The sequence below is a fragment of the Bradyrhizobium sp. BR 10261 genome (assembly GCF_019455395.1).
In the GTDB taxonomy this organism is placed as follows: Bacteria; Pseudomonadota; Alphaproteobacteria; order Rhizobiales; family Xanthobacteraceae; genus Bradyrhizobium; species Bradyrhizobium manausense.
Map to the genome: position 1 here is coordinate 80,718 of NZ_JACOFQ010000032.1, position 10,378 is coordinate 91,095.

Sequence of the window (10,378 nt, forward strand, 5' to 3'; positions counted from 1 at the left end):
GAAGCGAGAGTTCAGAGGGCCTCCTCCTTCGAGGACAACAGGTCGTCTGGAAAGATCTTCAGCCTGCCTCGCCCGGTCGACTGCTTGGAGAAGCGGACTTCAGCAGCGCTTGCGCCGTCTCCAGCGCCTCTGCCTCCGAAGCGGCGAGCAGCATCGGGTATCCCCAGAACTTCTCTGACACGATCTGGAAGGCTCTCATGCCGAGTCGCTTCGTCTTTGAGGGCTCAACATAGATCAGGGCTTTCACAAATTCGCGCAATCGCGGTTTGTGCTTCTTTGACCAGAGCGCAAGCCTTCTCTGCTCACCCGGATCGTGCTCGTGTTCGTCGAGGTCGGCGTTTGCCCCTTGCCCTATGATGACAAAGGGCTGGCCGCGATCGAGCAGTGCTTCGAAGGTGGCGAAGGCCTCGTCAGCCGTTCCGGCCGAGCCCTGATCGTAAGACAGCCTTACAATCGGAAAAGTCGCGGTATTCAACAGCATCTTCACCCCTATCGGTCAGGTTTGCGCAGCGTGGTTCAGTTCGCGTGCGCATGACCAGATAGTTTGGATGATGCCTCAACTCATTCATCCAAGGCGCCAAAGCGTTACCCAAAACAGACAATCACTGCCCCCGGCAACCAGGTCCTGCATTGCCAGGTCCTGCGTTAAGGTCTTGGCGGCATTTTGGACGAGTTCATTTTGGACGAATTCTTGGCCGTTGGCCGAATTGAGCAATGGTCTGGCCGGATTGCACGATGCAGCGCCGCACCGGGCTGCGGTAGCCATTCCGTTAAACCACGGCCTGCGCGAAGCGAAGCACGATGCCAATCCACCCACAGCCCAGAGCTGTTCCCGAGCGCCTGTCCAAGAGGCCTCCAAATCCCTACGCCTCAGCGGCCCTGCCCCAACCACTCCTGCAAATTCGCGCGCAGCGTTTGACCAAGGCGCAGCTGCGTGACCTGCTCGTCAGCAATCCCCACGATGCGACGCAGTGGATCAAGGCCGCAGCCGAGGCCGATATCATTCCCGCGCAGATCGTGTGGGGCCAGTTGCTGCTCGATGGGGCGCGGGTAGCGCGTGATCCGGCGGCTGCCTTCCTCTGGTTCGAACGTGCCGCCCAATCCGGGGACCTCGACGGACAAAACATGGTTGGCCGGTGCTACGAACAAGGCTGGGGCGTCGAGCCAGATCCGAAGCTCGCGACGAAATTTTTCGAGCTGGCCGCAGCAGCCGGCCACGTCTGGGGGCAAGTCAATCTGGCGCAGATGCTGATGCGCGGCGGAAATCCGGCGGATCGGCCGCGGAGTTTCGAGCTCTTTCGGGCAGCAGCGGAAGGTGGCACCTCCAAGGCAAACCTGAAGGCAATGAATTCTCTCGCTCGATTCCTTGAAGAAGGTTGGGCCGTGCCGGCCAATCCGAGAGGCGCCCTGTATTGGTTTAGCCGCGCGGCGGCGCTTGGCGATCACTGGGCTCAGTACAATCTGGCCACGATCCTGCATGCTGGCGGAGACCTCGCCGCTGCCGATGTTTGGCTGGAACGGGCGGTCTCCGGCAGCGATGACGGCTTTCGCCGGCGCATTGCGCCGCTGTTGCTGGCGCGCGGCGAACCTGCGTTACGCCGGCATGGCCTCGAGGCACTTCGGCGCATAGCAGCTTCCGGCAGTCTCGTTGATGTGCAGGCGTATGCCTCCGCGGCCAGCGAAGCTGCAGCCGCACCTTCTGACCTTGAAGACGCCAGGAGGCTGTCTGAGCTGCCGGCAACCGATGGACGTCCGGATTGGCGGATTTGTCCCCAGGCGTCGATCGGCCGACGCCTTGCTGGCTATCTCGGCGACCGTATCGCAGCGATGTCACGCCGCATCGCAAGATTATCCAACTCAACATCATCCTGCTCGAAGGGGGCTCTGTGACCATCATCGAAACCTTGCGACCGGCACTTTCCGGAATTGGGGCAGCCGCGAGCCTTGCAAACGGCTTTCTATTCGTGACCGCCGCCAACGCGGAAGGCCAGAACAATCAACCGACGTCGGCGCCTGCGGACAAGGCGACAGCGCTTCCGCCGGTTGAGGTGGGCGCGCCTGTCACCAAGCGGCGACGAGCGTCGAGCGCCGGCGCCAAGCCGGCCTCGAGACCTGTCTCGGCCAGCCATCCGAGCAAGCCGGCCGAACCGCGTCCGCAGGCTGCGTCCTCGGCTGTTTCGCCCGGGAATTCGCTGCAGCGGACCACTGGTCTCAGCCGTCTTTCCGATTCTCTACAAAGCACGCCGCAAACCGTCACCGTCATACCGCGCCTTGTCATCGAGCAACAGCAAGCAGCCACCATCAATCAGGTGCTCCAATATGTGCCGGGAATCACCGTCGCCACCGGAGAAGGCGGCGGTGGCATCAACGGAGATCAGTTCCGCATCCGGGGTTTTGACGCATCGGGCGACGTGTATGTCGATGGCTTGCGCGATTTTGGTTCCTATGTGCGCGATAGTTTTGCAACCGAAAACGTATTGGTGCTGAAGGGACCCTCGTCACAGAGCTTCGGCAACGGCACGACGGGCGGCGTCATCGAGATCGAGAGCAAGAAGGCCCATCTCGGCGACCAATCAACGTTCGAGGCGTCGGCCGGGATGGGCCCTTACGGACGTGGCATTCTGGACATCAACAAGCAGATCAACGACACGACGGCGCTGAGGTTCATCGCCATGGGCAACGGCCAGGATGTTGTCGATCGCGACCATGTCTATTCCAACCGTGGCGGTTTCCTCGGCTCACTAGGACTTGGCCTCGGCACCGACCAATCCCTGATCTTCAACTATCTGCACCAGGACAGCGTTCAGCGCCCCGATTTCGGCGTTCCGGTCGTCAGCGCGCCGGGCGTCGTCGGCAAGCCCGTGACGGAGTACGGAGTTCCCCGCTCCAACTATTTCGGCCGGGAAAGTGATCGCGACCACGCGACGGCCGACGTGGCAACCGCTCTCTACAAGGGCGAATTCGGCGATTGGCTCACGTTAACGAACGACACGCGTGTCGGTTACTACACACGTGATCTGAAGTTTACGCCCGCGCTCTGCGCCTCTCCCGGCTTCCCTTTTCCAAGCAGCTGCGCAAGGGACGTTCTCGCCGGCAATCTGGCGACACCTTACACAATCTGGTCCGTCGGCGGGACGAAGCAGGTCAGTCACGGCGGGGAAAACGTAACGACTGCCACGATGCGTTTCGACACCGGACCGTTCAGGCACAAGCTCGTCGCCGGCTTTGATGTCTATTCCCAACACGCGACGACGGGTTTTTACCTTCCTTCCGGCCCCGAGCCGGCAGGGACTCTTCTCGATCCCGTGTTTGCGAACTCACCCGGCTTTGCACTGACGGTGTCGCCGGGCAATCAATTGTCGGCCACGAGCTGGGATATTGGCCCCTTTGTAAGCGACCGCATATGGTTGACGCCCATGCTTTCGATCCTTGCGGGTGTTCGATGGGATCACTATCGGGTCGACGGCCAGGCAGGCGCGTCTCCGCTTGCGACGACGACCGAGTTCGCCAGCCCAAAAGCATCCCTGATCTTCGAGCCCACCACGCATCAAAGTTACTACTTCAGCTATGCACGTTCATTCACGCCGCCGGGCAACAACATCACTTCGCTGAGTTCATCGCTCGGCCTGTCCCAGGCGCCAAACGCCGCAAACCTTCAACCGGAAGCGGATACGACCTTCGAGGTCGGTGCGAAGTGGGGCCTGTTCGAGGACCGGCTCGGCGTGACGGCAGCATTGTTCCGCGTCGAGAAGAACAACGCGTCCTATACTGACCAGGTGTCGGGAATACAGACAACGACCGACGACAAGGTGCAAGTCCAGGGGGTCGAGCTCGGATTGACTGGCAAGCTCACCACCAACTGGGATGTGCAGGCGTCCTATTCCTACATGGACAGCAAGATCATCGCCTCGTCGATCAGCCCGTTCACGCCCGTCTCGGCCGCAGGCAACCGGGTCCCGTTCGTGTCTCAGCATGGCCTGGCGATCTGGACCACCTACGACATCGCTCCCCTGCTGCCAAACGTGCCGGGTCACATGCTCGTCGGGGGCGGGCTCAATTATCGTTCGGACTATTACCTCAACAACCTCAATTCGATGGTGATCCCGGCAGCGACCACGATCGATGGGATGCTCTCCTACGATCCCAACGAGCGACACCATGTTGCGCTCAAGGTGACGAATCTCACGAACAAGCTGACCTACAGCTCGGCTTTCGGAAGCGGTTACGCGACTCCGGTTGCGGGCCGTAGCGTCACCCTCACCGCAGCAATCAGGTTCTGAAGAAAATGCTCATCGAAATCCCCCAACTGCTATCCGCCGAAGAGATAACCTCCGTACGCGACATCATCGAGGGGGCGGATTGGATCGACGGACGGGCAACGGCAGGTGAGCTGGCATCGCGCGCAAAGCGCAATGCTCAGGTCCCCGAGGACTCGCCTCAGGCTCGCCAAGCAGGCGACATTATCCTGAGAGCTCTCGGCCGGAATGCACTGTTCAACAGTGCCGCTCTGCCCCTGCGCGTCCTGCCGCCCCTTTTCAATCGATACGACACCGGGATGTTCTTCGATGCCCATGTCGATGGCGCAGTGCGATCCGCGCCTGGACTCGGCACTCGCATGCGCGCCGACCTGTCTTCAACCCTCTTCCTCACAGCCCCCGATGACTACGACGGTGGCGAGCTGATCATCGAAGACAGTTACGGCGTTCACGCCGTCAAGTTGGCGGCCGGGAGCATGGTCCTGTATCCGGCGGGGAGCCTGCATCGCGTGCGCGAGATCACCCGAGGTGCGCGCTTGTCATCATTCTTCTGGACCCAATCGATGATCAAGGACGAGGGGCTTCGCACGACGCTCTATGATCTCGACCGTGGCATTGTTGACTTGCGCAAATCCGTGTCCAGCGATGCACAAGGCATCCTCATGCTTACCGGTGTCTATCACAATCTTCTGAGACGATGGGCGGAGCTGTGATGTCGGCCGACCCTCTGCACGAACCCGGGATGAAAATCAAAATGTCGACTTCGACGATTACGGCGATGACTGATCTGACGAATGAACTCGCCGCTCGATTTGCCCGTCAAAAGGTGGCGTTGCTGTGGTCGGTCTGTGGCCTCGGAAACACGATCTACGCGGTCATCCAAATCCTTACATGGGTCGACCATCAGATCGACAGCTCCGGCAAGGCGCCGACGGCATTCGATGCGACGGCTCTTTGGTACTTTGGCGTCGCATGTTCGATATGGATCATTCCTGCTCTACTTCCTCTCGTCACACCGCGGCGCGCCGCGATTCTTGGTTCGTTGCTGCTAGGTAGCTTTCTGATGGTCGCCAGCGTCGTAGGCGGCGTCTTCGATGGCATGCGTGACGGGCTTCATATAGCAGCGACAGCAATCATCGCTGTTGCTCTGCCCGGAGTTTATGCAGCTCATGCCTCCTGGTGGCTGCTGCGAGTTACGGAGGTGCCTGCAACTCTTGTCAAGGAATCCGATATCTGAGCCAGCGCTTGGGGTGCCCAGCCAAAGCCGGTTTAGATTAGCTCAAAAAAAGCCGCGTTTAGGATGGCCGCTCTCCTGTCGATTTGCGATGGTCGGCTTCGAACATCTCGGCAGGCAAGTCGCCGACACAAAATTTTGGAAGGCGGCGAGATGCTTCATCGCTTTGTTGACACCGACATCGACCGCGTAACCCGCGTCGTTGCACTCCGAAGCGGAATCCTGTCGAATGATTGGACCTATGATCGGCACCAGCATCGCAAATCTCAATTACTGTATTCCCAGCGAGGCATTCTTTACTGCGAGACGGCCAATACCGTTTGGCTAGTACCGCCCGGATGCGCGTTATGGATCCCCGGTCAACTGGCGCACTCGGCCCGTGGCGCTGGTCTCGTCGAATGCCACTGCCTGTATATTGAACCGAGCGCCGCCAAGAGCCTGCCCAAGACGTGCTGCACGATCTCGATATCTCCCCTGATCCGGGAGCTGATCCTCAGAGTGGCTGAACTTCCGGAGTGCTATCCGCTCGGAGGTCGCGAGGATCGACTGGTGATGACCTTGTTGGACGAGCTGTCCGATGCGCCGACCAGCAGCCTGAACCTGCCGATGCCAAGAGAGGCGCGCCTTCGGCGCCTCGCGGAGATGCTGATAGCCGATCCGAGCGCGAAGACCTCGTTCGCGAATTGGGCAAGTGCGCTTGGCATGAGCGAGCGCACCTTAAGCCGCCTGCTTCTCCAGGAAATCGGGATGAGTTTCGGACGCTGGCGACACCAGCTTCACGTCATTCTCGCAGTACAACGAATCGCAAGCGGTGAAAGTGTAAAGACCGTCGCCCTGGAGCTCGGATACGAAAACGCCAGCAGTTTCGTGAATATGTTCAGGAAGACCCTGGGCAAACCTCCGGTTCGCTACCTGACCGAACATCGCACAATTCTTGTCAGCGGCTGAACTTTGTAAGTCCCAAAAGCCCTGGGCCCGTTCGGGGCAGTCATTTCGGCATTTTGTGCATCATGGCGCGCTGCAGGCAGTAATACAGTACCGCTACTGTGCATGGGGTTGTTTTCGAGATTTGCCTTGGCGGTGGGGCCCTAGCTCAGCAGGAACGACAGCAGCGCCCGCATCTCGGCGGGCTTGATCGGCTTCTTCAGCACTTCCAGGCCGTGGAGGCTCGCCTCCTTCGCGGCCTTCTCTGAGTAGTCGGCCGTGATGATCATCGCCGGCGTGTCGAGCTTCAGATGCTCCCGGACGTCGGCGATGGCCGACAGGCCGCTCTCGCCGTGGTCGAGGTGGAGATCGGCGATCACAGCGTCCGGCGCGCCGCCGAGTTCGCTGAGGCGCAGCAATGCGTCCGCGCCCGATCGTGTGGTGGCGACGTCACAGCCCCAGCCTTCGAGCAAGGCAGCCATCGCCTCCGAGCCCGACGGATCGTTTTCGATCAGAAGGATCTTGGCGCCTTCGAGCCCGCCATATTGCCGGTCCACAAGCTTGGTTGCATGGGCCTCGTCGCCGACCTCAGTGCGTTCGGCTACCTCCATCTCGACCGTGAAGGTCGATCCCTGGCCGATCTGTGACGACAGGCGCACCTCGTGCCCGAGCACGGTTGCGAAACGGCGCACGATCGACAGGCCGAGCCCGAACCCGGCCTGATCGGTTGCGCTGGCATCGCCGCGCTGGAATTCTCGGAAGATCGCCTCCTGCTGGGCCTGCGGAATTCCAGGCCCGGTATCCGAGACCTCGACATAGACCCGATTTGCGCGATGCCCGCAGTCCATGGTGACGCGGCCCACCCGCGTATAGCGGATCGCATTCGCGATCAGGTTCTGCAGGATCCGTCGCAGCATCATCGCATCCGAGGACACCGTGAGGTCCGTCGTGCAGATCTGCAAAGCCAGGCGCTGCCGCGCGGCGATCGGCTCGAATTCGTTGCGCAGCTGCTCGAACAGCGGTGCCAGCGCCAGCGGACGCACGTCGGGCTTGAGTGCGCCGGCATCGAGCTTGGCGATTTCAAGCAAAGAGCGGAGCAGGTCTTCCAGCGTCAGCAATGAGCGGTCGACCTGATCGATCAGCAGGCCGGCATCCTGCGATTCCACCATCTCCGTCAGCGCCGACAAGGTCAGCCGCGCCGCGTTGAGCGGCTGCAGCAGATCGTGTGTGACCGAGATCAGCACCGAGGATTTCAGCGAGCTCGCCGCCTCCGCCTGCTGCTTGGCGCGGAAGAGACCCTCATTGGCGCGCTCGACCGAATGCAGCGCCTCCCGCAACTGGTGCGTCCGGTCGCGAACCTTGTGGTCGAGCGCAATGGCGGTTTCGAACAGTGAAAAGGCGTTGAGCTGCTGGTCCATCGAGCGCTCGACGCGCGACATCAGCGCGGCATTGATCTTCTTCAGCTTCGCGGTCTCGCGCCGCAGCTGCTCGACCGTCGCAGGGTCCTGCCACGCCTCGGTCACGCCTGCCGCCTGCCGATGGCGACACCCGTGAATGTCTGGTTCACGTGCATCGAGCCGAACTGTTCACCATAGGTGTGAAAACCGACCACCCGGTTCTGTCGATAGAGCTCGGACATGTCGCGGGCGAGCTGGTGCTGCTCGGCATCGAGCCGGCGCAACAGGCACTCGAAGCCGATATAGAGAGACACCTCGCCAATCTGATCCTGCATTTGCGCGAAGACGTCCTGCGTCGAGCCGACGAGACTGCGCGAGGTGGCGGCCGTGAGCACCATGCCCTCGTCGATGGCGCAAAAGAAATGCAGTGAGCCGTCAGGCTCGACGCGCTGGATCGATCGCGCATAGTAGGAGCCGCCGACACGGACCAGCACGGGGTGGGACGCAAACGAGAAAGGGTCGAGCTTGGCCTCATCCATGATCCCGACCATCCGGGAATATTCCTCGGCGGCGGGCTCCGCGTTCAGCTCCTTCACCGTCCGGTTTTCGATGTCGGCCTCGGTGACCACCATCTTCTGCGGCATCGGCTCGAAATTGTCGCACTTGAAGACCCTGAAAGGCAGCGACGTATTCAAAAGGATCAGGAGGGCGGCATTCGTATAGGCGTTGCCTTCGAAGAACACCCAGGTCTTTTCAAAGCGCAACCCGTCGCCCGCCGACCCTCCGACGATCGGGATGTCGTCGAGCGAGGCGTAGATGGCGGACATCACCGCCTCTTCCCGGCGGCAGAGGCCGTCGATCAGGACCAGGCCGAACGAATTGCCCCGGTCCACCTGTGGGGTCACGCGCAGGAGCTCGTGGCATAGCTCGCCGCCGATGCGCCGCCCGTCCTCGACCCGGAAACCGTCGAGATTGAGGATCGGCCGGACCACTGCGGTGAAATCAGCACGGCTGAATGCCAGCGCCACCACGCTGTTCTCGTCCCAGCCGTCGGGTGCGAGTTCGCCGGCGGTGGTGCAGCCGCAGACCGGGGTGGTGTCGAACTGCCGGCTGATCTCCGCGATGAAATGGTGGGGGTCGTAGTGAGGCGAGAGGAAGACCAGGATCAGGGCCAGGTCGTCCGGCGGCAGCTGCGCCGCAAGCTCGGCTACAGCTCCATCGACGGTCGCAGCCTTCGATTTCGCAACGGCAACGCCGGATGCGTCGCTAAACCGAAAGTCGGCTTGCCCCACTCCGTTTCTCCCTCGAGGCTCGCCCCGGTCTCGCGCCGAGTGCAAGTATCCAGACAGTAAGGTCTTTTCGGGGCTGCCGCAACTCGGCGACCGGGCTCAGCGGGCATCGGTCTGGCCCGCAGCGATTGGCCCCGCCGCCCTGACGAATTTACCGCCCTTTATCGTTTCTGCCTTAGTTTTGCGCATCCGGGTCTGGGGGCGGGGCGCCTCCGGATCGCCGTTGAATAGGGGGTTGGAATGTCCGGGCGTACCGCGTCGCCGTCCAAGCGCAGCATATTTCCCACCGTCCGGTTCCGCGCCAAGATCATCCTCGGCTTTGCCGTGGTGCTGGTGATCTCGGCCGGCAGCATGGCGTTCGCTTATTTCGGCTTCGAGCGGGTTTCATCCGGCGTCGGCTCCTATCGCCGCAGCGTCTCGGAGGCCGATCTCGCCCGCAACATCGACCGCGAACTGCTCGCCTACCGCTCGGCCGTCAAATACTTCGTCGTCACCGGCAAGGAAGACGACGCCAAGGCGGCGCTGGAGGCCGAAGTCAATCTGAAGAACGCCATCGACCAGGGGGTCAAGAGCGCCAAGACGCCGGCGCGTCAGGACAGCCTCGACAAGCTCGCCAAGGAATTCGCGAACTTCTCCGCGACCTTCGCCAAGGTCCTGCAGGCCAGGCGCGACAGCGCGCTGTTGGTGCAGAACCAGCTCTCGCGCCAGGCCAATCTGCTGAAATACAAGCTCGATGATATCGGCAACAATGCCTCCGATTCCGAGGCGCAGGCCATCGAATTCGGCACCAAGCAGGTCAACGCCCAATTCCAGACTGCGAGCGCCGCAGCGACCAATTTCGTGCTGACCTCCGACCAGTCGATCGGGACCAGCGCGCTGGCGCGGCTGAAATTCGTCGAGAACTCACTCGGCGCGGTCTATTCCATGGACGACAAGATCGTCGCCGGCCTGAAGGATGCCAAGGCCATTCTTGTCGCCTATCGCGAGGCGCTGGAGAAGCTCATCGCGAACGCCAAGCTGGTCGATGATCTCGTTACCGAGATGAGCGGCTCGGCTGGTGCGATTCTGCGGGGCGCCTCAGCCATGAAGGCGGATCTGGTCGCCGAACAGCAGCGGCTGGATTCGGAATCGGAAGCGACCATCGGAAAGACCGAGCAATTGGTGCTGATGCTGGCCGTCGGCGGCACACTGTTAGGTGCGGTGCTTGCCTTCCTGCTCGGTACCGGCATCTCGCGGCCGATGATCGCGATGTGCAAGGCGATGCGTGAGCTTGCCTCG

8 protein-coding genes and 1 pseudogene are annotated in these 10,378 nt (G+C 61.5%); 6 read left to right on the forward strand and 3 right to left on the reverse strand.

All coding sequences use genetic code 11. The features are described 5' to 3' along the window. Nucleotides 1-58 precede the first annotated feature (58 nt). Entirely contained in the window at nt 59-481 is a 423-nt protein-coding gene (locus tag HYH07_RS29730) for a hypothetical protein (RefSeq protein ID WP_220005800.1), read from the reverse strand. Nucleotides 482-915: 434 nt separating this feature from the next. Between HYH07_RS29730 and HYH07_RS29735 the strand changes: the two genes are divergently transcribed. The 5 genes from HYH07_RS29735 to HYH07_RS29755 all read left to right on the forward strand — a co-directional run bounded on the left by HYH07_RS29735 (nt 916) and on the right by HYH07_RS29755 (nt 6,438). After that, a complete protein-coding gene (locus HYH07_RS29735; protein ID WP_220005801.1) occupies nt 916-1,890 on the forward strand; it encodes a tetratricopeptide repeat protein in 975 nt (324 codons plus the stop codon). Beyond that, nucleotides 1,887-4,280, forward strand: coding sequence for a TonB-dependent siderophore receptor (locus HYH07_RS29740; RefSeq protein WP_312016701.1), 2,394 nt, complete (start codon nt 1,887-1,889; stop codon nt 4,278-4,280). The genes HYH07_RS29735 and HYH07_RS29740 overlap by 4 nt, the downstream gene beginning before the upstream one ends. 5 nt (nt 4,281-4,285) lie before the next feature. Continuing rightward, complete coding sequence (locus HYH07_RS29745) at nt 4,286-4,969, forward strand: Fe2+-dependent dioxygenase (RefSeq protein WP_220005802.1); 684 nt, start codon at nt 4,286-4,288, stop codon at nt 4,967-4,969. Next, complete coding sequence (locus HYH07_RS29750; protein WP_220005803.1) at nt 4,969-5,493, forward strand: hypothetical protein; 525 nt, start codon at nt 4,969-4,971, stop codon at nt 5,491-5,493. The genes HYH07_RS29745 and HYH07_RS29750 overlap by 1 nt, the downstream gene beginning before the upstream one ends. Nucleotides 5,494-5,643: 150 nt before the next feature. Next, a complete protein-coding gene (locus tag HYH07_RS29755) occupies nt 5,644-6,438 on the forward strand; it encodes a helix-turn-helix domain-containing protein (RefSeq protein WP_220005804.1) in 795 nt (264 codons plus the stop codon). A 140-nt stretch (nt 6,439-6,578) separates the two neighbouring features. On the opposite strand, the gene HYH07_RS29760 is transcribed toward HYH07_RS29755, so the two are convergent. Both HYH07_RS29760 and HYH07_RS29765 read right to left on the reverse strand, forming a co-directional pair. After that, nucleotides 6,579-7,937: a hybrid sensor histidine kinase/response regulator gene (locus HYH07_RS29760; RefSeq protein WP_220005805.1), complete on the reverse strand. Its 1,359-nt coding sequence runs from the start codon at nt 7,935-7,937 to the stop codon at nt 6,579-6,581. Beyond that, nucleotides 7,934-9,103 (reverse strand): FIST N-terminal domain-containing protein, encoded by a 1,170-nt coding sequence (locus tag HYH07_RS29765; RefSeq protein WP_220005806.1) that lies wholly within the window; start codon nt 9,101-9,103, stop codon nt 7,934-7,936. Before HYH07_RS29765 ends, HYH07_RS29760 begins: the two co-directional genes overlap by 4 nt. Nucleotides 9,104-9,340: 237 nt before the next feature. On the opposite strand from HYH07_RS29765, the pseudogene HYH07_RS29770 reads away from it, so the two are divergent. Continuing rightward, nucleotides 9,341-10,378, forward strand: a pseudogene (locus tag HYH07_RS29770) (methyl-accepting chemotaxis protein); the annotation flags it as partial.

Excerpts from the sequence above, each read along its gene's own strand:
- HYH07_RS29730 (WP_220005800.1), bottom strand. The coding sequence starts at position 481 with ATGCTGTTGAATACCGCGACTTTTCCGATTGTAAGGCTGTCTTACGAT.
- HYH07_RS29750 (WP_220005803.1), top strand. The coding sequence starts at position 4,969 with ATGTCGGCCGACCCTCTGCACGAACCCGGGATGAAAATCAAAATGTCG.
- HYH07_RS29755 (WP_220005804.1), top strand. The coding sequence starts at position 5,644 with ATGCTTCATCGCTTTGTTGACACCGACATCGACCGCGTAACCCGCGTC.
- HYH07_RS29745 (WP_220005802.1), top strand. The coding sequence starts at position 4,286 with ATGCTCATCGAAATCCCCCAACTGCTATCCGCCGAAGAGATAACCTCC.